The organism is Conyzicola lurida, assembly GCF_014204935.1.
GTDB lineage: Bacteria > Actinomycetota > Actinomycetes > Actinomycetales > Microbacteriaceae > Conyzicola > Conyzicola lurida.
On the sequence record NZ_JACHMJ010000001.1, the window covers coordinates 1,981,832 to 2,006,618 of the forward strand.

Below are 24,787 nucleotides of genomic sequence, written 5' to 3' on the forward strand. Positions count from 1 at the left end.
TTACGCCGGAAGCTCGAACCTGCGGTCCCACACCGTGCGGCCGCCGACCTCGACGATGCCGTCCGTGCCGCGGCGCGTGAGGAGCAGCGAACCCGCGCCCTGGTGGATCTCGAGGTCGCGGTCCAGTCGGGTCGTCACCGCGACCGCCGCCGCACCCGTCGCCTCGTCCTCGGGGATGTTGTGCTCGGGTCCGAACATGCGCGAGCGCAATACCCCCGCGGGCTCGTCGATCCACGCGTGCGCGTAGTTCATGCCGGTCTCGTAGTGGGCGGCGTCGAGGGCGTCGACCTCGGCGGGTGCGTCGTACGCGACGAACGCGAACTCGGGCGCCCACTCCGCCCGGCCGGCGATCCACGTCGTGTCGCCGTCGCTGCGCACCGCCACGTCGCCCGCCTTCTCGACGAGCACCTCCACCACGCGCCCGGTCTGCGCGAACCACCACGCCGCGCCCACGCTCGGGTGACCGGCGAAGGGCAGCTCGTCGGCGGGGGTGAAGATCCGGATCGACGCGCGGCCGTCGGCAACGCCATCCACGAACACTGTCTCGCTGAAACCGAGGGCGATGGCGATGCTCTGCTCGCTCCCCCGCGTCTCGTCCGTCGACTCGACGATTCCGAGTTCGTTGCCGAAGTCGCCGTTCTCGTCGGTGAACACGCGCAGCACGTCGATGGTTGTCATGGGATGACTCTGGCAGGCGGGCGGTCCCCGTGTCGCCTGCCAATTCGTCGCGGGTGGCCTGTCGGGAGTTCGAAAAGCTCAACCCGCGGGCGGAATGGGCCCGTCGTGGTCGTGCATCTCGCGCAGGGTGCGGTACCTGCGCCGGTTCATGAACATCAGGTAGAGGTTGAGCGGGATCACGAGCACAAACCAGACCGAGACGATCCAGGTGGGGATCTGCTCGAGTCCGGAGAGGGCGATAAACCCGAAGGCGAGGGTGACGACCGTCAGCAGCGCCGAGTTCGTGGCGGCCCGGTGAGCGTCGCTGAGCGCCTCGGGGAGGTCCTCCGGCTCTTCGGTCACCCGTCCATGGTCGCAGCACCCGCTGGCGACGGAAACCCCTTCCGTTACCGGCAATCTCCTCCCCACCCGCGACAGTCGACATATTCTCCACAATTGTGCGTGGTGCGGATCGTTCGCGTTCGTCCGCCACTACCCTGAGTCTCAGCCGACACAGGGAGCACCGCGCCGATGCCCGATTCACCCCCGACAGACGACGCCGCGTTCGCGCGCTATCCCCGCACGAGAGCCGACCTCACCGACACGAGCAAGTGCCCCGCCTGTTTCTCGACGCTGGAGAGCCTCGTCTGCGGTGTCTGCGGCCTCGACGTCAGCCATCCGTCGTCCGCCGAGCTGGCGACACTGAGTATGGATGCCGCATCCCTGCTCGATCAGAGGATCGAACTCATCGCCCTGATGCGCTCCGAGAGCGCCCGCTGGGCCGCGACGGCGGCGGCGCTCGCGGCGGAGCCCGTGCCGGATCCGGAGCCGGTCCCCGACGCTGTTTCGCTCGCCCCTTCCCCGACCAGCGCGGTGACCGTGCCGCTGCCGCCGCCCGTCGTGGCTCCCACACCGACCGCGCGACCGGTGGCACCTCCCGCACCGCGTCGGTCGAGCGTGCAGGTCGCTCTCGTCATCGTCGGGGTCTCGCTGCTGTCCATCTTCGCGATCTCGTTCATCGTCTACGCCTTCGTCACCTACGGCATCGTCTGGCAGAGTGTCATCATCGGCGCGGTCACCGCCACCGCCTTCGCGGTCGCCTCGGTGCTGCGCTCCCGTGGACTGACCTCGACCGGCGAGGGGATCGGCGCGTTCGCGGTGGTCCTCGTCTACCTCGACGCCTATGCGGTGCGGGCGTACAACCTGTTCGGTGCCGCCGCGACCGACGCCACGCTCTACTGGGGGCTCACGCTCGTCGCCTCCGCGCTCGTCTTCGTGGTCTGGCACCGGGTCTTCCGTCTCCGGGTCGCCAGTATCGCCGCGTTCGTCACGCTCGCTCCCGGCGTCGGCCTCGTCGTCGCCGGACTCGCGCAGCCGCTCGAGACGGTCACGGGATCGTTCCTCGGCTACGTCGCCATCGCCCTCGCCGGGCTCGTCCATCCGTACGTCCGCTTCGCCGCGCCCAATGCGGATCCGGCGACACGAGAGATGCTGGTGCCGGAACGGACGATCGCGCTCGTGATCGCCGGCGGCGGCGCAGCACTCGCGTACGTCTCGGCGATCGCGGCCGGCCGGGATTCCGCACCCGAGATCCTCGCGACCCTCACGGCCGTGGCCGTCGTCTCGGCGCTGCACGCCGGGGTGGCGCGGGGCACGGGCGCGACCAGTGCGGTGGTGCGCGGATTCGGCCTCGGCTTCGCCGCGCTCGCCGGCCTCAGCGCGAGCACCGCGGCCGTGGCGTTCCCGTACCTCTCGCTCGAGTTCCATTCGACGGTCGCGGTGGCGCCGATCGCCGCGGCACTGGTGGCCGTCGCCGTGGCCGTCGCGACGACCCGGGTGCCCTCGACGTGGAGGGCGACCGTGCGGTCCGCCGCAATCGCACCAGTCGTCGTGGCCGGGCTCACGCTCGTGCCCGTCACCGCGATCGCGCTGTACTCGACCTCGACCGTGGTGTTCGGCGGGCAGTCGTGGCGGCTCGCCGCCGATGCCTCCGTCGCGACCGCCATGGGCCCCGTGCTGCGCACAGCCGCCGTGGTCGCCCTCCTCGGCGCCGTCGTGGCGGCGCTCGGCTGCGCTGCGGCCACCCGCACGCTGCGCCGGCACAGCACGCTCGCCGTATCGCTCGGCGCGGCGGTCCTCGTTCTCGCGGCACCCGCCCTCGACCGGTTGTGGGCGGTGGTCGCGGTGTGGACGCTGATCGCCGTCGCCGCCGTCGTCGCCCTCCTGCGCACGAGAACCGCCGACGCCCGCGGCATACGCCTCGCTCTCACCACCGTTGCGCTCGTCGGTGGCACGCTGGCGTATGCCGCGTCGTGGTCGAGCGAGGGTACCTGGCTCGCGGTATCCGTGGTCACGATCGCCCTCCTCCTCGTCTCACGGACGGTTGTCGCGCTCGGCGGCACCGACCCGTCGGATCCGGCGGCGCACCTCGTCGGCGCCGTCTCCCGGGCAAGCCTGCTCGGCGGGGCGACCGTGGTCGGTTTCGTGACGGTCTCCGCGTCCGCGCTGCTCCTGCGTTCCACCGAGGGGCTCGCGTCGGACTGGGTGTTCCAGCCGGACGCCCTGCGGCTCTCGTCCGTGCTCGCCGTCGTGCTGCTGGCCGGTACCGCGCTTCCGGCCGCGAGCCGGCTCTCGGTGCTCGACCGGCACACGCTCTTCGGCATCGCCGCGGTGGTGGCAGCCACCAGCATCGTGAACGCGCGCTTCGCGTCGGGCGAATTCTCGTTGCTCGCCGAACCGGCGACGGAGACCGCCCTCGGGGTGGCGCTCCTCGGCGCGCTGCTCGCCTGGATCGCGCCCCGGCCCGACCCGTCCTTCCTCGTCGAGCGCGCGATCGCCGTCGCCGCCGTGCCCGTCGCCCTCTTCTGGCTGCTCGACACCGTCGCGTCCGCGGCCGGTCTCGCCGGAGTCACGCGGGACCTCGTTCCCGTGGCCGCGGCACTGATCTGCGCCGCCGTCGCCCTCTGGGTGACTGTCGCGGCACCCGGCCACGTCCCGCGGCGCGCGAGCGACATCGGCATCGTGCTCGTCGCGGCACCGGGTCTGCTCGGCGCCTGGACCGGCACCCTGCCGGCGGTCGCCGACGACGTCTTCTGGCTCGCCCTGCTGCTGACGGCGGTCACCGTACTACTCCTCGCCGTCGGCCGCGACGGGCTCGTGGGCGCGGAATCGGCACGGCGGCACCTCGGCTGGGTCTCCCTCACGCTCGCGACCGCCGGGCTCTGGTGGCGTCTCGCCGCGTCATCCGTCTCGGCCGTCGAGGCCTACGTGCTCCCCCTCGCGGGCGTGCTGCTGGTGATCGCCGTGCTGGCCTGGCGCGTGGAACGGGCGTCCGAGTCCGCACCGGCTCTGCTCCTCGCCGCCCTGCTGGTGGCGGTCGTACCGGTCGCGCTGGTGGGCATCGACGGGCCCCTCGTCCGCGCGCTGGTCGTGGGTGTTGCCGGCGCGGCGTTGCTGCTCGGCGGCACATGGCTCCGCACCGAACCAGCCGCCCGCCCCTACCTCGATGCGGCGTCCGCGGCGGGGCTCGTCGGCGTGCTGATCGTCGCGGTGGGGCGGTCGTCCCGCTCGTGGTTCGACGAGACGACGGGCGTCGGGCTCGAGTTGGAGGCGTGGCTCGGAGCCGCCGTCGCCGTGCTCGTCGTCGCGGCGATCGGCCAGGCGCGCATCGACCGGCCGACGGGCGGGCGGATCTCGGCGGCGCTGCTCGGCACCGCGCTCGGCCTGGTGCTGGTGTTCGAGGGCACGGCGGTGAACTCGTCCGACAGCCCCCTCGCCAGCGTGCGCGCCGTCGTGGTCGTCGTGCTCCTCTCCGCGGCCTACCTTGCGGGCACGATCCTCGACCGCGCCCCGCTCAGCGTCGGGGTCGGCAGGCTCGCGGTGGTCTTCGCCGCCGCGATGGCCGTCGTCTCGGCGAGCGTGGTCGATCCGGTCGAGTGGGTCGTGCTGCCGATCGCGGCCGCCCTGCTCATCACCGGGTCACGCCGGCTCCGGCTCCAGCCCGCGCTGCGCAGCTGGCCCGCGCTCGGTCTCGGCATCGGCGTCCTCCTGCTGCCGTCCCTGCTCGTGACCACCGTCGACCGCCCCGTGTGGCGCCTCGTCGCGATCGGGGTCGTCGCCACCGCCGTCTTCGTGGTCGGGTTCCTGCGCAAGCTGCAGGCACCGTTCCTCGTCGGGGCCGTGGTCGCCCTGGTCCACGGCGTCGCGACGTTCTCTCCCGAACTCGCCGCGATCTCCGACGCGACCGAGTGGTGGGTGTGGGCGGGCGCCGTCGGCGTGCCGGTCATCATCCTGGCCGCGCGCTACGAGCGCAGTCTCGCGACGGCCAGGAGCGTCGTGCTCGGTATCGGCGCGCTGCGCTAGAGGTGCAGCGCGCGACCGGTCAGCGCTGCAGCCAGGCGAGCACCGCCAGCACCCGGCGGTGGTCGGTTCCCGAATCGTCGAGACCCAGCTTCTGGAAGATGGATGTCACGTTCTTCTCCACCGCGCCGGTGCCGATGAACAGCGCGCCGGCGATCGCCGCGTTGGTACGCCCCTCGCCCATCAGCGCGAGCACTTCCCGCTCGCGCGGCGTGAGGCTCGCGAGCGGGTCGGTGCGCCGCCCGATGAGCTGCGCCACGACCTCCGGGTCGAGTACGGTGCCGCCGCCCGCGATGCGGGTGATGGCGTCCTCCAGCTCGGCGAGAGAAGCCACGCGGTCTTTCAGAAGGTAACCGATTCCGCCCGCTCCGGAGGCGAGCAGCTCCTGCGCGTAGGCCACCTCGACGTACTGCGAGAGCAGCAGGATGCCGAGTCCGGGCTGCTGCTTGCGGGCCTCGATCGCGGCGCGCACGCCCTCGTCGCGGAAGGTCGGCGGCATCCGCACGTCGAGCACGGCGAGGTCGGGCGATGTCTCGGGCAGGGCGGCCAGCAGCTGGTCGGCGTCGCCGTACGACCCGACCACGTCGACGCCGGCCTCCACCAGCACGCGCACGAGCCCCTCGCGCAACAGCACCGAATCGTCGGCGACCACGACGCGAAGGGCGGGGAGGTGAGTCATGCTCCCAGCGTACGTGCCGCTACGGCGTGCGCACCGACCCCGCGACCGATGCGGCGAGCGGAAGATGGGCGACGACCGCGGTCGGTCCGCCGACCGGGCTCTGCACCTCGAGAGCGCCGCCGATGCCGCGCAGCCGTTCGTCGAGTCCGGCGAGGCCGTGGCCGTCGACGGCCACCGCTCCCCCACGCCCGTCGTCGGCGACCGTCACGGTCAACCAGGTGTCGTCCGTCTCCGGCACCCGACGCGTCTCGACGGTCACCGTGACCTCGGTGGCGCCGGAGTGCTTCGCCGCGTTGGCGAGCGCCTCACTCGCGGCGAAGTAGGCGTTGCGCTCGATCTCCTGCGGCAGCGCCAGTTCGGGGTCGAGGGTCGAGACGACCCGCACCGGCACCGTGCTGCGCACCGCGGACGACTCGAGCGCCGCGACCAGCCCGCGGTCGAGCAGAATCGGAGGTGCGAAGCCGCGCGAGAGCGAGCGCAGCTCCTCGAGCGCGTCTTTCGACTGCTGCATGGCCTCGGCGATGAGCGCGCGGGCCTTCTCGGGGTCAGTGGCGAGCTGGCGGTCGGCGGCGGCGAGGTCCATCTGCAGACGAACGAGTCGCTGCTGCGGCCCGTCGTGGATGTCACGTTCGAGGCGACGCAGTGAGTGGCCCTCCGCCGAGATCGCGGCGCCGCGCGACGCCTCGAGGTCGCCGACCTGCCGACGCAGCGCGTCCGACGCGAAGGCGCCGAGGATGCCGCGGGCGATCAGGTCGTGCAACAGCACGAGTCCGCGCGTGACGAACGGCAGGGTCGCCGCGGCGAGGAGGCCCACGACGGTCGCACCGACGAACTCGCCGACGGGGGTGTTGCCGAACCACTGGGCGCCGATGTTCCAGTCGACGCCGCTGCCCGGCACCACGTACTCCCAGAACCAGTAGGTGAGCCCGGAAAAGGCGAGGCTGACCCAGACGACCGTGATCGTCCACGTCACCAACGACACCACGACATTGATCACGGCGGTGTGCAGCAGGTAGAGCCAGTAGTGGCCCGAACCGAGCATCGCCTTGATCCATCCCCAGAAACCCGTCGCCGCGGCATCCGGCCACTGCGGTCTCTCGATCTGTCGACGGCCGGCCCAGCCCAGCCGCACGAGCTCGAGCGTGCCGAACCCGCGTCCCACGTAGAGGGCGACGATCACGAGGAAGACGCCGATGAAGAAGGTGATGATCGTGCCAGCGCCGGTGGTGACGAGGGTGATGGTCGTGATGAATCCGGCGAGGGCGACCGGGAAGGTGAGAGCGAGGAAGCCGAGCTCACGGGGCACGAACCGCCACATGTGCCCGTAGCGGGCGAGGGGGCCGGAGGTGTCGGATGTCGGAGTCATGGGCGTCGGTGTCAATTGTGTCGGTTCGGCGATTGTCATGGGTCCAGCCAAGCGAAACCGGCCCACGGCGAGTAGCCGGGCAGCACACCGGGCGAGAGGGGGTTATCCCCCGTGTGGACGGCCCCGATCGGCGGGTTAGCGCGGCCTAAGTAAGTGTCAGCTTCGTTAGCCGTGCCTCAGCTTGCTTGCGGAATATACAGGCCTGAGTACCGTTGTAACAGAAGCAGACGCCACTCGTGAGCGTCACACAGTGAGCGATTAAGGAGTCACACAATGACTGAAGTACAGGCCGTTCCCCAGAGTTCCATCGACGCCGACATCGTCTCGGGCGTCGCCCAGTTCCTCGGCCCGGTGGTCGTCGACCTCACCGCTCTCGCCGTCGACGGCAAGCAGGCGCACTGGCATGTTCGCGGAGCGAACTTCCAGGCCGTGCACGAGCTCCTCGACGAGGTCGTGGAGCACGCCCACGACTACGCCGACACCGCCGCAGAGCGCGTAGTCGCCCTCGGACTCCCCCTCGACGTCCGCATCCAGACGGTCGGCACCAAGGCCACGAACCCGCCGCTCGCCGCCGGCTTCCAGCAGTCCGACGCGACGATCGCCCAGGTCATCGCCTCGATCGACGCGACGCTCGTCACCGTGCGCACCGCCGTCGCCGAACTCGCCGAGCTCGACGCCGTGAGCCAGGATGTCGCGATCGAGATCGCCCGCGGCCTCGAGAAGGACCGCTGGTTCCTGTTCGCGCACCTCGCGACGAAGTAGTTCAGGCGGATTGAGCCTGTCGAAATCCCTCCCGGCTAACACCGGAGGGGATTTCGACAGGCTCAATCCTCTTTAACCCGCGCGTACATCGCCATGTCGACGCGGTGGTCGCCGAGCAGCTGCGAGCTGCGCAGCACACCCTCGAACTCGAATCCCAGCCGCTCGAGCAGCGCCCGGCTGCGCGTATTGTGCGCCGCGGTCCGCGCCTGGATACGCCCGATGTCGGCGCGCGCCGTCATCCGGTCGACGAGCGCGGCCACGCTCTCCGCGGCGATTCCCCTACCCTCGACCGCCGCGTCGACCCAGTAGCCGATCTCGGCGGTGCCCTCCGCTGTGTCGATGCGGGCCGAGCAGCTGCCGACGAGCGCGCCGTCGAGGCGGATCGCGTACGACTCGGCGGTTCCCGAGGTGCGGGCCTGCGACTGCCAGGCGAGGTAGAGGCGGATTCCGGAGAGGCTCTGCGGCAGCAACGCCCAGGGCTCCCACTGGGCCAGGCGTTCGATGTTGCGCTCGACGAGGGCGTAGTACTCGTCGGCGATCGCGGCGCGCTGCGGTTCGAGCACGAGGCCCTCGCGCACGTCGACCGACAGCGAACTCACCCCGCGAGCGGCGCGAGGCGCGCGAGGCGTCGCGCGCGCTGGTCGACCGGGTCGGGAACGGGCGCGGACTGGATCAGCCGGCGCGTGTAGGCGTGTTCGGGGGCGGTGAGCACTCGCTCGCGCTCGCCCTGCTCGATGATCACGCCGTTCTGCATCACCGCGACACGATCGCACAGCGAATCGACGACCGCAAGGTCGTGGCTGATGAACAGGCAGGCGAACCCGAGCCGCTGCTGCAGCTCACGGAACACGTCGAGCACCTTCGCCTGCACCGACACGTCGAGCGCGCTCGTCGGTTCGTCGGCGATGAGCAGCGCCGGGTCGAGCGCGACCGCGCGGGCGATGGCGACCCGCTGGCGCTGTCCGCCCGAGAGTTCGTGCGGGTAGCGTTCACGCCACGAGCCGCCGAGACCCACGTCGGCGAGCAGGGCGTCGGCGCGGTCGCGCAGGGCCGAGCCGCGCAGCCCGAGGTGCACGCGCAGCGGTTCTTCGACGGTCTCCCCGATCGAGTAGCGCGGGTTGAGCGAGGTCGCGGGATTCTGGAACACGACGCCGACGCGCTGGCGCATGGCGTGGCGTTCGGCGCGCGTCGCCGTGCTGAGGTCGAGCCCCTCGACGGCGACCGTGCCCCCGGTGACCGGCGAGAGCCCGATAGCCGCCCGGCCGAGAGTGGTCTTGCCGCTGCCCGACTCCCCCACCAGTGCGACGATCTCGCCGCGGCCCACGGTCAGCGACGCGTCGTCGACGGCGCGGAACTTCTTGCGCAGGGCGCTTCCGAATTCCACGGTGAGGTTCTCGATGGCGAGCACGGGAGCCGCGGCATCCCGACCCTGTTCTGCCGGCTCGCGGGCACCGAGCCGGGGCACGGCGTCGAGCAGCTCGCGGGTGTACACGGCGGTGGGCGACGCGAACAACGACTCGACCGGCGCGGTCTCGACGACCTCGCCGCGGCGCATCACGACGACGCGGTCGGCCATGTCGGCGACGACACCCATGTCGTGCGTGATGATCAGGATGCTCGCGGACAGCCGCTCGCGCATCGAGCGCAGCACCTCGAGCACCTCGGCCTGCACGGTCACGTCGAGCGCGGTCGTCGGCTCGTCCGCGATGAGCAGCTCGGGGTCGCAGGCGAGCGCCATCGCGATCATGACGCGCTGGCACTGGCCTCCCGACAGCTGGTGCGGGTAGTAGCCGAGGCGCTTCACGGCCTCCGGCACCTCGACCGACTCGAGCAACTCGACCGCGCGCTGGCGGGCCTGCGCCTTGGACAGGTGACGGTTGTGCTCGCGGATGGCCTCGACGAGCTGGAACCCGATGGTGAACACGGGGTTGAGGGCGGCGGCGGGGTCCTGGAAGATCATGGCGATGCGCGCGCCGCGGATGGCGCGCAGCTCGCTCTTCGGCAGACCGAGCAGTTCGCGTCCGTCGAAGCGGATGCTGCCGCTGACCGTCGCGTTGCGGGGCAGCAGCCCGAGGATCGACATCGCCGAGACGCTTTTGCCCGAGCCGGACTCGCCGACGATGGCGAGGACCTCGCCCCGGCGCACCTCGAAGCTCGCGCTCTTCACCGCGGTCTGCTCCTGGCCGTCGACGTCGAAGACGACGCGCAGGTCGGTGACGCTCAGCACGGGTTCGGTCATGTCGGTTCTCCTCGGGTTCAGGATTCGGTGTGCTCGCCCGCGTCACGGGCGGCTTTGAAGGCTTCCCAATCGACGAGCATCTTGCGGTGGTAGCTGGCGACCCAGACGAAGTAGTCCCGGCCGTTGGTCAGTCGTTCGCGCGCGTCGGCGTTTTTGTCGTCGTCGAGGTCGATAATCGAGAGCCCGTAGTCGATGAGCTCGCGCTCGCGGTCGAGGTAGCGGCGCTCGCCGGCGAGCCACGATCCCCAGATGTCGCGGTCGGCGCGGAAGTAGTGGCTGCGGTCGCCGGGCACGACGTGGCGCTTGATGTAGCCGATCTCGAGCAGGCGACGGGTGCTCGTCGAGACCGAGCCGGCGCTCGCGTTGAGCACGGCGCCGAGGTCGCTCGACGAGATGAAGGGCTGCTGCATGATCATGAGGTAGCCGAGTACGCGGCCGTCCATCGTCGGCGAACCCGCGCTGGAGAGCAGGGCCCCGAACTCGTCGGCGTAGGCGCGCCGACGCTGTTCTTCGGGATCGATTTCCGCGGCCGTGGGCGGCGATTCGTCGTTCGTCATGACTTCTCCTCAGTGATCTGTGCCAGCTTATGGGAGCGGGTGCGGCTCCCCGAGCCGTTCCAACGGCCGCATGCTCATGCCGCCACCGCCGCGCACGAGAGTCACGGCTCCCTCGGCGTCGAACTCGTACCGCATGAGCTCGCCGACCGAACCGAAACCGCTCCCCGAGCGGAAGCGCAGGGTGTTCTCGTCGACGATCTCGAGCTCCTCGAGCCCGTCGAGCGGGTTCGGCGACCCGGGCGACAGGGCCACGAGCCGCTCGCCGAGCTGCACCACGTCCTGCACGCCCCACATGTTGGCGAATCGGCCGGTGAAGCGAGACGAGTCGATGTCGCTCGGGGTCGTCACCGGGCCGAGCGTGAGCGCGGGCGCCTGCACCAGCGCGGCGTCGATGAGACGCAGGATGCCGCTGGAAAGCTCGCTCGCGGGACCGTCGACGGCGTTCGTCATCACCGAGATCGCGAGACCGGCCGCCGGATCGAAGAACGAGCGCGTGATGTGCCCCGGGTAGCCGCCGGAGTGGCCGACCACGCGGTGCCCGTCGATTCTCTCGATGATCATGCCGAGGCCGTAGTGCGCCGACGCGGGCTCGGACGCGTCGCTCTGCCAGTGTTCGCGCTGCTGCAGGCGCTTGCTCGCATCGCCGAGCAGGCGGGTGTCGCCCGGCAGGTGGGCCGCGAAGTAGTGCACGAGGTCGTCGGCCGTGCCGTAGAACCCGGTCGCCGCCGCCATCGCGCGGGTGTCGACGTGGTCGACGCGGCGTCGCACCAGCGAGGTGTGGAAGCCGGTGTACCCGGCCGCGTACTCGTCTGCCCTGGCGGCATCCAATTCTGGGCCCGTGTTCGCGAGCCCCAGCCGGCCGACGATCTCGGTCGTGACGTACTCGTTGTAGCTGACGCCGGAGACCGCGGCGACGATGAGGCCGAGCAGCGAGTACCCGATGTTGGTGTAGTTGAACCCCTCGCCGGGCAGGGCTTTGTCGCCGCCGTCGAGGATCATGGCGATGAGCTCGGCTTCGTCGGGGAACGGCCGGGAGTGCTGCCAGTAGTCGCCGTCGAGACCGTCGCGGATGACGCCCGCCGAGTGTTCGAGCAGGTCGCGGACCGTCACGTCGGCGACGGGCGACCCCGCCTCGACCAGCTCCGGGACGAACGTGCCCGCGCTGTCGTCCAGCCGCAGCTTGCCCGCCTCGAACAGCTGCAAAATCGCGGTGGCGGTGAACGTCTTCGAGTGCGACGCGATGCGGAACAGATGCCCGGTGGTCAGCGGTACGCCCGCCTCGACGTCGGCGAACCCGTAGGCCTTCGAAAACCTGGTCTCGCCGTCGAAGTAGACGGCGGCCTGCACGCCGGGCACGCGGAGTTTCCACGCGCGGTACTCGAGCCACGAGTCGATGTAGGGCAGCACGGCGGTGATGGTGGCGACGGCGGAGGTGGTCATGGTGCTTCCTGACGGCTAGTTCTGACGGCGGGGATCGAGCGCGGAGCGCAGCGTGTCGCCGAGGGTGATGATGCTGAGCACCGTGACGGCGAGGAACGCCGCCGGGAAGATCAGCAGGTGCGGGCTGTTCTGGAACTGCCCGGAGGCGCTGGCCAGCTGCAGCCCCCACGAGATCGCGGGAGCGCGCAGGCCGATGCCGAGGTAGGTGAGCGAGCTCTCGGCGACGATCGTGGCGCCGACCGCGATGGTCGCGACGACGAACAGCGGCGACAGCGCATTGGGCAGCACGTAACGGGTGACGATGCGCCAGGTGCTGAGCCCCATGGTGCGCGCGGCGTCGACGAAGTCCGCTCCCCTCACCGAGCGCACCGAGCCGCGCACGATGCGCGCCATGGTGCCCCAGCCGAGCAGGGCGAGCACGAGCGAGATCGTGATGACCGAGCGGTCGCCGATGCTGTTGAGCAGTACCACGGCGCCGAGCAGGAAGGGGAAGCCGAGGAACACGTCGGTGACCCGCGACAGCACCCAGTCGAGCGCACCGCCGTAGAGGCCGGCGAGGGTGCCGATCACGATGGCGACGAGCACCGCGATCGCGGTGGTGAGCACGCCGATGGAGAGCGACGCCTGGGCGCCGTAGACCACGTTGGCGAAGACGTCGCAGCCCTGCAGATCCTGGCCGAAGGGGTGGCCGTCGGATGGCGCGGCCCCACTGGCGCCGAGGTCGCAGACCCGCGGGTCGCCGTTGCCGAACAGCCCGGCGAACAGGCCGGGCGCGAGGGCGATCACGGCCAGCACCGCCAGCACGACGGCCGGGATCCAGAACGACGCGCGGCGCCGCAGCACGCGCCACGGATTGCGGCGCAGCGGCGCTCCGTCGAGGGAGGCGGCGGAGACCTGGGCGAGGGAGTCAGTCAAGGCGCACCCGCGGATCCACGAGGGCGTGCACGGCGTCGACGACCACGCTCGTGACGAGGAAGATCAGGATGAGCGACGTGGAGATGCCGACCACGGTCGGCCCCTCGTGTGCTCGGATGGCTTGGAACAACAGGTTGCCCACCCCCGGGAGGTTGAAAATGCCTTCGATGATGACGGTACCGCCGAGCAGGTAGCCCAGGTCGGTGGCGAGGAACGTGACGGTCGGGATCAGCGAGTTGCGCATCACGTGCACGCCCACGGTGCGCCGGTCGCTGAGCCCTTTGGCCCACGCGGTGCGAACGTAGTCGGCCTCGAGGTTCTCGATGACCGACGAGCGCACGAGACGCGAGATCGCCGCGAGTCCGAACGCCGTGATGACGAGGGCGGGCAGCAGGTAGGAGCCCGGCCAGCCAGCCGAGGTGCCGGCGACGGGGAACCAGGCCAGTTTCACGCCGAAGACGAGCTGCGCCGAGACGCCGAGCACGAACACCGGGAGCGAACTGAGCAGCACGGTCGCCGCGAGGATGCCCTTGTCGAGCGCCTTGCCCTCGCGCAACGCGGAGACGAGGCCGAGCACCACTCCGAGGAGGATCTGGATCACCCACGCGGTGAGCGCGAGGGCGATCGTGACCGGCCAGCGCGACGCCATCTGCTCGCCGACCGAGCGGCCGTCGAAGTTGACGCCGAAGTCGCCCCGGAACAGCCCGCCGATGTAGCGCAGGTACTGCTGGATGAGCGGCTCGTCGAGGTGGTAGCGCGCCCGCAGCGTGTTGACGGTGGCCTCGCTCAACGGGCGGTCGCCCGCGAGCGCCCGGATCGGGTCGCCGGGCAGCGCGAACACGCAGAAGTAGATCAGAAAGGTCACGCCGAAGAACACGATGGCGAGACCGCCGATGCGGCGGGCGACGCCCCAGGCCGTCTTCACCTAGGCCTGCTCGCCCGAGCCGGTCAGGTGCACGGCCGCCGCGAGGATCGCCCCGTACTGCACCCCCACCAGCTTGTTGATCGGGATCACGTCCGCGGTGTCGGCTGCCGCGGCATCCGTCTGCCACCGCGTGTAGAGAGTGTCGAGCTCTGCCGCCAGCCGGTGCACGGCGACCGGCGCGACGCCGGCCACGATCTCGGCCTGCAGGGCGCGCAGCAGCATGCCGCCGTAGCGCAGCTTGAACATCGTGACGACGTCTTCGCAGCCGAACCTCTCGGCGACCGTGGCGGGCCGCTGGGCCTCGGGAAGCTTCGAGCGCACCTCGTCGCGCTCCCCCATGCCGACGAGCATCGGCACGAACGCGCGCGACGCGTAGAGGTACGGGGTGTCCAGCGTCAGGTGGGGGTTGGCGCGCTCGAGGATGTCGACGAGGGCGAGGCCGGTCGCTCGCATGTCGTTGCCGGTGCGGCCGACCAGCTCTCCGTAGCTCTCGGCGAGCTCGGTCTGGTCGTCGGCGTCGACGTGCGACCAGTACGGGAGCTCGGCGACGACCGCGAGGGTGCCGTACTTGAGGATGTACTCGCTCGACGAGGATCCGCCGCCGATCTCGGTCGGGTCGAGCCCGAGCGATTCGAGGTAGTCGTAGGCCTCGGCCATGGTGCCCGTGCCGAAGATGGCGGGCGCGTACTCCTCGAGAACGGGCGATTCCGGTTCGCCGGTGTTGAGCGGCAGGCCGAGGCTCTCGGGGATCGCGTGCAGGATGCCGTAGAGCGCGGGTTCCGGACGGGAGAGGTAGTAGTACACGCCGCCCATCTCGCCGTTGTGCAGGCTCACGTAGAGGTCGGGCTTGAGCTCGTCGATGAGGCGCATCAGCCCCAGGGTCTCGGGCAGCACCTCGTCGAAGTAGAGGTTCTTGTAACTGACCGGGAACGACCACTCGATCTGGTGTTCCGGGGCCGGCCGGTAGAAACGGCGGGCGTAGAAGTTGCGGTCTCCGGAGTTCTCGAACCACCCCTCGTTGAGGCGGGCTCCGTCGGGGTCGATGCTCGGCACGATCGTCCACGTCGCGTCGAGCGACTCGCGCAGCTCGGCGTCGGCGCAGAGCGTCTCGGCGAGGTGGATGGCGCTCCATGAGCCGATCGGCTCGTTGGGGTGCACCCCCGCCACGATCAGGTGGTTCTTCCTCCCCGATCCCACCGTGTAGGCGAGGATCGGTTCGCCGCGGCGGCTCGTGGCGACCCGCCGGCTCGAGACCAGATCGGGGTGCTGCTCGGCGATGAGGGCGAACCGTGCCCAGAGGTCGTCGACGAGCGGGAAGGATTCGATGGCGGGCACGAGCCCGGCCCGACGGAGGATGTCCTCCGTCGAGCCGAACGTCGGGCCGGTGGTGCTGGATGTCACGTGGAACCGTATTTCTTGGGGAGGGTTTCTACTACTTGAGCGTGATCTGGTCGATCACGGGGCTGCCGGCGAGGGCCGGGAGTTCCGCGATCTTGTCGCTCGTGACGTAGGCGTACTTGTTCGAGAACGTCGGCACGACCGGGAAGTCCTCGAGCACGACCTCCTGCACCGCGACGTACTTCGCCTCGGCTTCTTCCTGCGTCGGGGCCGAGTCGGCCTCGGCGAGCAGGCTGTCGACCTCGGGGTTCGTGTAGTTGCCGGTGCACAGCGTGCAGCCGCCGTCGAGGGTGAACAGCGCCCGTAGCGTGTTCTGCTGGCTCTGGTAGAGCGCGCCCCAGTGGCCGAAATGCGGTCCGGCGACGCTCGAGTCGACGAGCGAGTCGTAGTACTCGGCCCAGTCGGTGGTCGGTGTGGCGACGACGTCGGCGATGCCGAGGTTCTGGCGCACCTGGTTGGCGTACGCCTCGAACAGGCTGTCGACGCCGATGCCGCCCGGGTAGACGAACTCGAGGGTGCCCTCGAATCCGCCGGCCTCGGCGAGCAGCGACTTGGCCGCGTCGGGGTCGAACTCGCAGAATTCGCCGCAGATGCCCTCGGGGGTGCCCGCCATGGCCGGCGGGGTGAACGCGGTCGCCGGCTCGTAGAGTCCGCCGAAGATCGCGGTGTTCACGGCGTCACGGTCGATGGACATCGAGATCGCCTGGCGCACGCGCTTGTCGGAGTAGCGTTCGTCCCACAGCGGGAAGCCGAGGTAGTCGATACCGGGGGCGTCGAACGCGTAGAGGCGGTCACCGAAGTCCTGCTCGGCGACGGTCATCTTGCTCGCGGGCAGGTAGAGCAGGTCGGCGTTGCCGGCGAGCACGTCGGTGTACGCGGTGTTGGTGTCCGCGTAGGCGCGGAAGGTCACGGCCTCGGTCTTCGGGGCCTCGCCCGCGTAGTCGTCGTACGCCGTGACGGTGTACTCCTCGTTGTCCTCCCACGCGGTGGTCATCTCGTACGGGCCGTTGCCGATGGGCTGGCGGTCGTACGCGTCGATGTCGTCGTAGGCGGCCTCGGGCATCGGGTAGAAGCCGGTCTGCGACTGGCTGATCTGCAGCGGGAACTGGCTGTCGGCGTGGTCGAGCTGCACGGTGAAGGTGAGGTCGTCGACCACGACGAGGCCGCTCATGGCGTCGGTCGTCGGTTTGCCCTCGACGGGGTTGAGGTCGTCGTAGCCGACGATGCCCGCGAGCTGGCCGGTGTTCTCCCACGCGTTGGGGCCGTAGGCGGTGTAGTTCCAGGCGTCGACGTAGCTGTGAGCCGTGACGGGCTCGCCGTTCTGGAACGTCCAGTCGGGCTTGAGTGTGATGGTCCACGTGGTCGCGTCGTCGGACTCGACCGACTCGGCCTGCACGTAGGTGATCTCGTTCGAGTCGTCGAGCATCACGAGGGGTGCGAAGAGCGCCATGACCTGGCCGAAGGCGACGGTCTGGCGGCCGGGGCTCAGGTGGTCAGGCTCTCCGACGGCGTAGACGAGCGTTCCGTCGCTCGGGCTGGAGGTGTCGGACGAACCGGCGGAGCAGGCTGTGAGCCCCAGAACCAGCACGGCCCCGGTGGCGATTGCCACCTTCGGACTGAACTTCATAATTCCTCCTCGTGGCGGCAACGGTGCATTGCGGCCGTCTGTGTGCGACCGGGCGGCGCGCCCCGTCGTGCTGCCACATTAGGGGCGTCAAAGAGGTTAGTCGTTATGAAGTTTCAGAATGTATTGAATCCTTTACATTCTTGAAACAAAGCGCCACGCGTCCTCGACCGGCCGACAGGACCGGACCGGCCCGACGCGCGCTCGACAGGACGAGACGCACGGCGGGCGGCTCCGCATCCTGTCGGGCGGGCGCGGGGCGGGGCGGTTTCTATATGGCCGCGGGCGGCCGGCGCTACAGCGCGTTGTACGTGAACCGCCCGCCGAGCAGCGTCGCAGCCACGGGGAAACCGCGCAGCTCGTGGGGCGATGCCGCGAGCGGGTCGGTCTCGGTGACGACGAGGTCGGCGATCTGGCCCACCTCGACCGTGGTGCGGGTGGACGCGGCGAGGGCCTCCGCGACGGTGATGCGCTGTTCGGGGTGCCACGCCTCGCGCGAGCCGCGGGTGCGGGTCACGGCGGCGGCGATGGTGTTCCACGGGTCGAGCGGCGACACCGGGGCGTCGGAGCCGAGCGCGAGCGTCGCGCCGGCGTCGAGCAGGCTGCGGAAGGCGAATGCCCGATCGGCGCTGCCCGCCCAGTGGTGGTCGGCGATGTCGCGGTCGTCGACGGCGTGGTCGGGCTGCACGCTCGCTTCGACCCCGAGTTCGGCGAAGCGCGCGATGTCCGACTCGGCGAGCAGCTGCGCGTGCTCGATGCGCCCGCCCACTCCGAGCTCGGCGAAGGCGTCGAGCGCGAGGCTGTTGGCGTGGTCGCCGATGGCGTGCACCGTCGGCACGATCCCCGCGTCGACAGCCTTGCGCATGAGCGGCAGCAGGCTCTCAGGCGGCATGGTCAGCATGCCGTGCGAGTGCTCCTCCCCCTCGCGGCCGGAGTACTCGTCGAAACAGTACGCGGTGCGGGTGTTGAGCGAGCCGTCGGTGAGCACCTTGTAGCGCCCGACCGTGAGGAGCTCCGTGACCCGGTCTCCGGTCTTCAGCCCCTCGGCGATGGCACGGTCGAGGTCTTCGCTGTAGATGCCGAATTCGACGCGCAACGAATCGGCGCCGGACGCCATGCGGCGGGTCCAGGTTTCGAGGTTCCAGCGCATTTCGAGGTCGATGATGCCGACGACGCCCCGGGATGCCGCGACCCGGGCGGCCGCGTCGGCCCAGGAGTCGAGCAGCTCGTCGGAGACGGCGCCGATCTGGCGGGTGACCTCGAAGGCGGGGTCTTCGCGCAGCAGTCCGGTCGGATGTCCCGCGTGCCCGTAGAGCGTCAGCGCGGCGGAGTTGAGCCAGACGGCGTGCAGGTCGCCGCTCACGAGTACGACCGGACGCGCGCCCGCTGCCTCGTCCAGCGCGACCACGGTCGGTTCGTCGGCCCAGAGGCCGTCGCGGAACCCGAAGCCGATGAACGGGGTCGGCTCCGGTGGCGCTGACTCGAGCGCCCGGGCGACCATGGCCGCGGCATCCGCCGCCGAGGCAGCCGTCGAAATGTCGAGCCTCTGCTGGATCAGCGCCCACTGGCTGAAGTGCACGTGGTTGTCCCAGAGCCCGGGCGATACCCAGCGGCCGCCGAGGTCGACGCCACGGTCCGACCCGGACGCCGGGGAGATCGAGGCGATGGTGCCGTTGATGGGGAGGATGTCGACGAGCTCGCCGTCGGATCCGGAAATGCGGGCGTTACGCAGGAGCATGGTTCTCTTCGTCGGTGAGGTCGGTCGTGGAGACGGCGTCGCGCACGCGGCGCATTTCGGCGGCGAGCGACGCGGAAGCGAAGGGGCCGTCGCCCTCGAGGGCGTCGATGATGCGGTCGACCACCTCGGGGGTCTTGTTCTGGCTGAGCTTGAGGCGGGCGTCGAACCGGGTCACGACGAACCGGATGCCGACCGTACCTTCGGCGATGCGGCGGGCCTGGTTTTCGTCAATGTCGAGGCTGATCGGCTGGGGCAGCTGCTTCTCGAAGTGGTCGACGAGGTCGTCGAGCACGTCGAAGTTCTCGGCGTCGCTGAGGATCTCGGGGGTGCCGTACAGGTGCGCGGTGACGTGGTTCCACGTCGGAACGAACTCGGAGTTCGCGTACCAGCCGGGCGAGATGTAGCCGTGCGGCCCCTGGATGATCATGAGCATCTCGTGCTGGCCGAGCTCGTGCAGCTTCTCGTCGGGACGCCCCACGTGGCTGACGATGCTGATGCCCTCGGGTGTCTCCTCGAGCACGACCGGGTAGTGCGAGGCGACGAGACCGTTCGCCGTGTTCGACACGAACGTCGCCCACGGGTTCTCGCGCACGAGGCGTTTGACCTCGTCGGGATCGGTCAGGATGTAGGTGGGGGTGTGACGCATGGCTAAATCCTGCCATGCACGAAGCGCGGCTACGTCTGGTCGACCGGGCAGAAGTAGAGCTTGCGCCCCGCCGCCACCTCCATCACGATCGGCGTACCGCAGACGCGGCAGGGCTTGCCCGCACGGTGGTACACCCAGTGGCGGTCGTCGCGGCGGGCGAGCGCATTGACGTAGTCCTCGTGGCTCAGCCCGTCCATCGTCATCATCTGGCCGGTGGAGACGCCGACGCCGAGCAGGTAGGTCCAGTCTGCCCAGAGTTCTTCGAGCGTCTCGCGCGGCACGAGCTTGCCCGGCTTGTGCGGGTCGAGCCGCGCCCGGAACAGCAGTTCGGCCCGGTAGACATTGCCGATGCCGCTCACCACGTTCTGGTCCATCAGGATGAGCCCGATGGGCGTCGCCTTCTTGATCGCCGCGTCGACGAACCGCGCGCGGCCCTCGTCGGGGTCGTCGACCAGAGGGTCGGGCCCGAGTTTCGCGATCACGGCCTGCACCTCTTCGGGCTGCAGCACCTCGCACGCGGTCGGTCCGCGGAGGTCGGCCACGGTGTCGCTGGCGAGCAGCCGCACGCGCACGGCGCCGATCGGCTCGGGCGGGAAGGTGTCGAGTGCTTCGCCGAGGCGTTCCTGCTCGGCCATGCGCAGCCGGCGCGGCGCGCCGATGCTGGAGAGCGAGGGCTCGTTGTCGTCGGGCACCACGGTGCCGCGCTGGTTGGTCTGGCCCATGCGTCCGCCGGCGGACGCGGTGGTCGCGTCGGCGGTGATGTTGCCCGCGAAGTCCCACGCGCCGTACATGCCGAGGTGCACGCGCAGCCACAGCCGGTGGTCGAACTCGAGGAACATCTGCTTGCCGACGGCCTTGGCGTCGGTCATCTCGAGTCCGTCGATCTCCGACGCTCCCCCGGCGAACCGGCCCTGGGGCGACGACGCGGCGATCGTCTTGCCGACGAAGTGCAGCGCGAACTGCCGGGTGATGCGGTGGACGGAATGTCCCTCGGGCACGGGTTCCCCTAGTCGATCTGGTGGCCGGCGATCGACCCGGTGGTCTCGTACTCGGCGAGCTGGGCGATGCGGCGCGCGTGGCGCTCCTCACCCGGGAACGGCGTGTTGATGAAGGTGTCGATGAACAGCTTCGCGTCGTCGACGGAGTGCTGGCGCGCCCCGATGGCGATGACGTTGGCGTTGTTGTGCTGGCGGGCGAGCTCGGCGGTCGAGACGTTCCAGACCAGGGCGGCACGGGCGCCGCGCACCTTGTTGGCGGCGATCTGCTCGCCGTTGCCGGAGCCGCCGAAGACGACGCCGAGTGCTTCGATGCCCTGCGCCTGGTCTTCGATCACGGCCTGCGCCGCGTTGATGCAGAAGCTCGGGTAGTCGTCGAGGGGGTCGTAGCTCGTGGGCCCGTGGTCGATCACTTCGTGGCCGTTGCCGGCGAGGTGCGTCTGGAGGTCTTCACTGAACTCGAGTCCGGCATGGTCGGTCGCGATGTGGATGCGCATGCTCCTATTCTGCCCTCCTTCTGCCCTCCCCCGGCGACGCTCACGCGCGCCAGAAGCCCGTCGCGCCGAGCAGCTGCGTTTCGCGGTCCGCGTCCTCGGGCACGGCGACCTCGGGACCGAAGATGCCCATCTGCCGGAACTCGTCGATGCGCGGCCCGACCGTCTCCCAGAGCGCCTCGACGAGGTCGTCGGGTAGCGAGTAGTCGAGCTCGACGAGCTTCGCGATCGACCAGGCCTGGAACGCGCGGTAGGTCGAGATGTGCACGAAGTACTCGGAGACCGGGAAGTCGCCGTAGCTCAGGTGCACGGTGTCGTCGGGGTCGAGCAGCTGGTTCGCGGCCACGGTCGCCGCGTCGTTGAGGGCGTCGTACGCTTCGAACGGGTCGTCGCCCAGCAGGTCGCCCGACCACGCGTCGCCGACCTCGTCGACGGTTTTGCCCGCCAGCACGTCGGGCACCCAGGCCTCGTCGTAGGCGTGGTCGGCCACGATGTCGCGCAGCGTCGGGTTCGGTTTCTGCGTCCAGTCGGCGGGCGCCGGCACGGTCAGCAGGTCGGGATCGACGCGGTCGAACACGTCTCGCAGGGCGGCGTCGGACTTGAGGAAAAGATCGCGCTCTTTCATGCCCGCAAGCTAGCAGCGACGCCTGACATCCACCAGCCCGTGCGGCTAGACGCCGACCCACACCTTGCGCAGCGACTGGGTCACGGTCCAGATCGTGCGCGCGCCCGCCTCGAGGGTCAGCACCGACCCCGGCACGAGCTGCACGGTGGTCTCGGTGTCGATGAATTCGACGGATGCCGCACCCGCCAGAACCACGAAGAACTCGGCGTTCTCGACGTCCGACATCGAGCCCGGACTCATCTCCCAAACGCCGTACTCGAGTCCCTCGAACTCGCCGAGCACCACCAGACCCGCGGTCGGCGCGCCGTCGAGTACCCGCTCGGTCGGAACGGGCTGTAGGTCGACGGGCACGGCGAGAGCCGCGACGGGGTCGAGCGGCGGCCACCCGCTCACGAGTCGAACCCCAGGCCGGCGGCATCCAGTGTCTTGAGCAAGAGGTTTCTCTTTCCCTCGTTGTGGTCGGCGCGGTCCATCGACCACCGGGTCGCCTGCACGCCGAGGTAGGCGGCGGGTTCGGGCGGGAAGGGCGGCGGCACCGATCTCACCATCTGCAGCGCGGTGCGCTCGGTGTCGAGGCCGCCGAGGTGGTCCAGCATCACGTTGGCGGCGAAGCGGGTGGCGGCGACGCCGAGGCCGGTGAACCCCGCGGCATAGGAGATGCGTCCGCGGCTGGCCCGGCCGAAGAAGGCGTTGAACCGGGTCGAGGTGTCGATGACCCCGCCCCAGCGGTGGCTGAAGCGCACGCCCTCGAGCTGCGGGAAGGTCGCGAAGAAGTGCGCGGCCAGGGTGGCGAAGCTCTGCGGGCGGTCGTCGTACTCGGGCCGGATGTGTCCGCCGTAGTGGTAGACCGCGTCGTAGCCGCCCCAAAGGATGCGGTTGTCGGCGGTGAGCCGGTAGTAGTGGAACTGGTTGGCGAGGTCGGAGAGGCCCTGGCGGTTCTGCCAGCCGATGCTGGCGATCTGCGCGTCGGTCAGCGGTTCGGTCATCAGCACGTAGTCGTAGACCGGCACGGTGTGCAGCCGGTAGCGGCCGAGGAGCGACGGGAAGGCGTTGGTGGCGAGGGCGACGCGCGCGGCCGCGGCGGTGCCCTGCTTCGTCTCGACCACGACAGCGCCCGCCGTCGACCGCGTGTCGAGGCCGCGCACGGCGGAGCGCTCGAAGATCTCGACTCCCGCCTCCGCGCAGGCCACGGCGAGCGCCGCGACCAGCTTGCCCGGGTCGAGGACCGCGGTGGTGCGGGTGCTCCAGAGTCCGGCGAGGTAGGTGGGCGAGTCCACCTCGGCGCGCACGGCCGCCTCGTCGAAGAACAACTCGGTGTCGCCGTCGGCAGCGTCGCGCAGCCCGGCGACCTGATACGGCTCGACGGCGACCGAGAGGGTCCCGGTGCGTTCGAAGTCGACGTCCCAGCCGCCCGCGGCGACGGTGGCCTCGATCTCGTCGAGGTTCTCCAGACCGAGCCGGTTCAGCTGGTCGAGCTCGCGCGGCCAGCGCTTCTCGCCGTTCGCCTCCCCGTGTGTGAGGCTCGCCTCGCAGAAACCGCCGTTGCGTCCGGATGCCGCCCAGCCGACGGTCCGCCCTTCGAGCACCGCCACCCGGGCCGACGGGTCGCGGTGCTTGGCGAGCAGAGCCGTCCACAACCCCGTGTACCCGCCGCCCACGACGACCAGGTCGAAGCGTTCCGATCCGGCGAACACCGGCCAGGTCGGCACATCGAGGCCGTCGAGCCAGTACGACCCGAGCGTGCTCCCGCCGAGCGATGCGGCGACGAGCGCGGGGTTGACGTGCGAGCGATCGAACACGGTCTCGGGCATGGCTCAACACTAGGGCCGGGCGGGCCCCAAATGACTCTGGTCATTCGGCGGATCAGGGAGGAAACTGGGCATCACGATCTCACTCTCTGTGGAGGCATCACATGCCCAAGTATTCGACCCAGATACCCGAGTTTCTGCCCGTGCTGTCCGTCGGCCGGCATCGCACGCCCAAGCGTGGCGCGTGTTTTATGGAGTACGCCTCCCACCTCGCCGGCGAGCGCTGGAGCGACCACCCCTCCTGCACGCATCCGGCCATCGCGGCGCTCGCCCGGGCGGTGAACGACTGCACGTCCGACGCGAAGCGCGGCGAGCTCGTGCCGTACATCCCGTCGGTGATCGGACTCACCGGGCCCGACGAGCGGGTGCGGCTCATCGTGGGCGTGCGCGCGTCGGCGGCGGCGCTGCCGGTGGCGAGCGAATCGCGGCAGCGGGCCATCTCGGTGGGACTCGCCCACTGCGAGGCGCTGCTCGAGAAGCGGACCGACGCGATGGCCCTGCAGCTGCTCGACGTCGTGCAGGGCGCGTTCCGGCAGGCTCCCGCCGCGGAGGCCTGGGCGCGGTCGTTCCTCGTCTCGGTCGGTACCTCCACCACCCGGCTCGACGCGTGGACGGTCGACAAGATCGTCGCGCTCTCGATCATCGGGCTTGCCGAGGCATGCATCCCCGACTCCGACGACCGGTTGCGCCGGCTGCTGGTGTCGGTGATCGACGACTGCACGACGGACGCGGCCGCCCGCGACCGGGTGGTCGTCCCGGCTACCCGGCGCGAGAGGGCGCGCGTCTGAGCGTCAGTCGAAGACCGGCGACCAGTCGATAATCGGCGATCAGCCGAAAATCGGGCCGCGGGTGCGCGACCGCTTGATCTCGAAGAACCCGTCGTACGCGGCGACGGCGACGACGCCGTCCCAGAGCGTGGCGGCCTGCTCGCCCGTGGGTGCCGGCGAGATCACCGGGCCGAAGAACGCGACACCGTTCACGGCGATCACCGGGGTCCCGACATCCTGACCCACCCGGGAGATGCCGTCGAAGTGGCTCGCCCGCATAGGCTCGTCGTACTCGTCGCTCTCGGAGTAGGCGGCGAGTCCGGCGGGCAGTCCGACCTCGGCGAGGGCCTCCGCGATCACGGTGTCGACGTCGGTGCGGGCACCCGGGTGAATGCGGGTGCCGAGGGCGTCGTAGATCGGCTTGACCTGCTCCGGCCCGTGCAGCTCGGAGACGGCGGCGACCAGCCGGGTGTAGCGCAGAGCGCGTGGGAAGAAGGCGCGGTAGTCCTCGCTGACGTCCTTGTCCTCGTTGAGCACGGCGAGGCTCATGATGTGCCAGGTCACGTCGAGGTCGCGCAGGGCCGACACCTCGTCGACCCACCTGCTCGTCATCCAGGCCCACGGGCAGCTCGGGTCGAACCAGAAATCAACGGGGGTGCGTGCGGCTGTATCGGTCATCCCGCCAGCCTAGGGTCAGTCGTGGGTGCCCGCCTCGCACGCGCCCTCGGCGGCGGAGCCCCGCGTACCGACCACACCGCCGCGCGGGAGGCCGCGGGTAAACTCGGTGGTCGGA

23 protein-coding genes are annotated in these 24,787 nt (G+C 70.2%); 3 read left to right on the forward strand and 20 right to left on the reverse strand.

Translation table 11 applies throughout. The features are described from left to right. Entirely contained in the window at window positions 1-678 is a 678-nt protein-coding gene (locus tag HD599_RS09555; protein ID WP_184236535.1) for a PhzF family phenazine biosynthesis protein, read from the reverse strand. 78 nt (window positions 679-756) lie between these two features. Then, window positions 757-1,020, reverse strand: coding sequence for a hypothetical protein (locus HD599_RS09560; protein WP_184236538.1), 264 nt, complete (start codon window positions 1,018-1,020; stop codon window positions 757-759). Between the two features lie 168 nt (window positions 1,021-1,188). On the opposite strand from HD599_RS09560, the gene HD599_RS09565 reads away from it, so the two are divergent. Further along, the gene (locus tag HD599_RS09565) at window positions 1,189-5,019 is read left to right on the forward strand and encodes an SCO7613 C-terminal domain-containing membrane protein (protein ID WP_184236541.1); all 3,831 of its coding nucleotides are present in this window, start codon (window positions 1,189-1,191) and stop codon (window positions 5,017-5,019) included. A 19-nt stretch (window positions 5,020-5,038) separates the two neighbouring features. Here HD599_RS09565 and HD599_RS09570 read toward each other — a convergent pair whose 3' ends face one another. Next, window positions 5,039-5,695: a response regulator transcription factor gene (locus HD599_RS09570; protein ID WP_184236544.1), complete on the reverse strand. Its 657-nt coding sequence runs from the start codon at window positions 5,693-5,695 to the stop codon at window positions 5,039-5,041. Between the two features lie 19 nt (window positions 5,696-5,714). Then, window positions 5,715-7,100, reverse strand: a complete 1,386-nt coding sequence (locus HD599_RS09575) for a sensor histidine kinase (protein WP_246376144.1) — start codon at window positions 7,098-7,100, stop codon at window positions 5,715-5,717. A 234-nt stretch (window positions 7,101-7,334) separates the two neighbouring features. Here HD599_RS09575 and HD599_RS09580 point away from each other — a divergent pair, with 234 nt between their 5' ends. Further along, window positions 7,335-7,823 (forward strand): Dps family protein, encoded by a 489-nt coding sequence (locus HD599_RS09580; RefSeq protein ID WP_184236548.1) that lies wholly within the window; start codon window positions 7,335-7,337, stop codon window positions 7,821-7,823. Window positions 7,824-7,885: 62 nt separating this feature from the next. Here HD599_RS09580 and HD599_RS09585 read toward each other — a convergent pair whose 3' ends face one another. The 15 genes from HD599_RS09585 to HD599_RS09655 form a co-directional block, all read right to left on the reverse strand. Then, window positions 7,886-8,422: a GNAT family N-acetyltransferase gene (locus tag HD599_RS09585; RefSeq protein WP_184236551.1), complete on the reverse strand. Its 537-nt coding sequence runs from the start codon at window positions 8,420-8,422 to the stop codon at window positions 7,886-7,888. Next, on the reverse strand, window positions 8,419-10,062 hold the full coding sequence (locus HD599_RS09590) for an ABC transporter ATP-binding protein (RefSeq protein WP_221420475.1): 1,644 nt from the start codon (window positions 10,060-10,062) through the stop codon (window positions 8,419-8,421). The genes HD599_RS09585 and HD599_RS09590 overlap by 4 nt, the downstream gene beginning before the upstream one ends. A gap of 17 nt (window positions 10,063-10,079) precedes the next feature. Continuing rightward, window positions 10,080-10,619, reverse strand: a complete 540-nt coding sequence (locus tag HD599_RS09595; protein ID WP_184236554.1) for a GbsR/MarR family transcriptional regulator — start codon at window positions 10,617-10,619, stop codon at window positions 10,080-10,082. A 27-nt stretch (window positions 10,620-10,646) separates the two neighbouring features. Further along, entirely contained in the window at window positions 10,647-12,059 is a 1,413-nt protein-coding gene (locus HD599_RS09600; protein ID WP_184236558.1) for a serine hydrolase domain-containing protein, read from the reverse strand. 15 nt (window positions 12,060-12,074) lie between these two features. Further along, entirely contained in the window at window positions 12,075-12,974 is a 900-nt protein-coding gene (locus HD599_RS09605) for an ABC transporter permease (RefSeq protein WP_246376146.1), read from the reverse strand. Further along, entirely contained in the window at window positions 12,967-13,899 is a 933-nt protein-coding gene (locus tag HD599_RS09610; protein ID WP_184236561.1) for an ABC transporter permease subunit, read from the reverse strand. The genes HD599_RS09605 and HD599_RS09610 overlap by 8 nt, the downstream gene beginning before the upstream one ends. Beyond that, window positions 13,900-15,300, reverse strand: coding sequence for a M14 family zinc carboxypeptidase (locus HD599_RS09615; protein WP_184236564.1), 1,401 nt, complete (start codon window positions 15,298-15,300; stop codon window positions 13,900-13,902). Window positions 15,301-15,331: 31 nt separating this feature from the next. After that, on the reverse strand, window positions 15,332-16,906 hold the full coding sequence (locus HD599_RS09620; protein WP_343061995.1) for a peptide ABC transporter substrate-binding protein: 1,575 nt from the start codon (window positions 16,904-16,906) through the stop codon (window positions 15,332-15,334). 310 nt (window positions 16,907-17,216) lie between these two features. Beyond that, complete coding sequence (locus HD599_RS09625) at window positions 17,217-18,659, reverse strand: amidohydrolase (protein ID WP_184236570.1); 1,443 nt, start codon at window positions 18,657-18,659, stop codon at window positions 17,217-17,219. Next, complete coding sequence (locus HD599_RS09630; protein WP_184236573.1) at window positions 18,646-19,305, reverse strand: FMN-binding negative transcriptional regulator; 660 nt, start codon at window positions 19,303-19,305, stop codon at window positions 18,646-18,648. Before HD599_RS09630 ends, HD599_RS09625 begins: the two co-directional genes overlap by 14 nt. Window positions 19,306-19,334: 29 nt before the next feature. Next, on the reverse strand, window positions 19,335-20,303 hold the full coding sequence (locus tag HD599_RS09635; protein ID WP_184236575.1) for a DNA-formamidopyrimidine glycosylase family protein: 969 nt from the start codon (window positions 20,301-20,303) through the stop codon (window positions 19,335-19,337). An 8-nt stretch (window positions 20,304-20,311) separates the two neighbouring features. Beyond that, complete coding sequence (locus HD599_RS09640; protein WP_184236578.1) at window positions 20,312-20,797, reverse strand: ribose-5-phosphate isomerase; 486 nt, start codon at window positions 20,795-20,797, stop codon at window positions 20,312-20,314. Between the two features lie 40 nt (window positions 20,798-20,837). Further along, complete coding sequence (locus HD599_RS09645) at window positions 20,838-21,419, reverse strand: DinB family protein (RefSeq protein WP_184236581.1); 582 nt, start codon at window positions 21,417-21,419, stop codon at window positions 20,838-20,840. 45 nt (window positions 21,420-21,464) lie between these two features. Next, a complete protein-coding gene (locus HD599_RS09650) occupies window positions 21,465-21,812 on the reverse strand; it encodes a cupin domain-containing protein (RefSeq protein WP_343061996.1) in 348 nt (115 codons plus the stop codon). Next, window positions 21,809-23,230, reverse strand: a complete 1,422-nt coding sequence (locus tag HD599_RS09655) for an NAD(P)/FAD-dependent oxidoreductase (RefSeq protein ID WP_184236584.1) — start codon at window positions 23,228-23,230, stop codon at window positions 21,809-21,811. The genes HD599_RS09650 and HD599_RS09655 overlap by 4 nt, the downstream gene beginning before the upstream one ends. Window positions 23,231-23,331: 101 nt before the next feature. Between HD599_RS09655 and HD599_RS09660 the strand changes: the two genes are divergently transcribed. Further along, entirely contained in the window at window positions 23,332-24,015 is a 684-nt protein-coding gene (locus tag HD599_RS09660; protein WP_184236587.1) for a hypothetical protein, read from the forward strand. Between the two features lie 39 nt (window positions 24,016-24,054). On the opposite strand, the gene HD599_RS09665 is transcribed toward HD599_RS09660, so the two are convergent. Continuing rightward, on the reverse strand, window positions 24,055-24,672 hold the full coding sequence (locus tag HD599_RS09665) for a mycothiol-dependent nitroreductase Rv2466c family protein (RefSeq protein WP_184236590.1): 618 nt from the start codon (window positions 24,670-24,672) through the stop codon (window positions 24,055-24,057). Window positions 24,673-24,787: the final 115 nt, after the last annotated feature.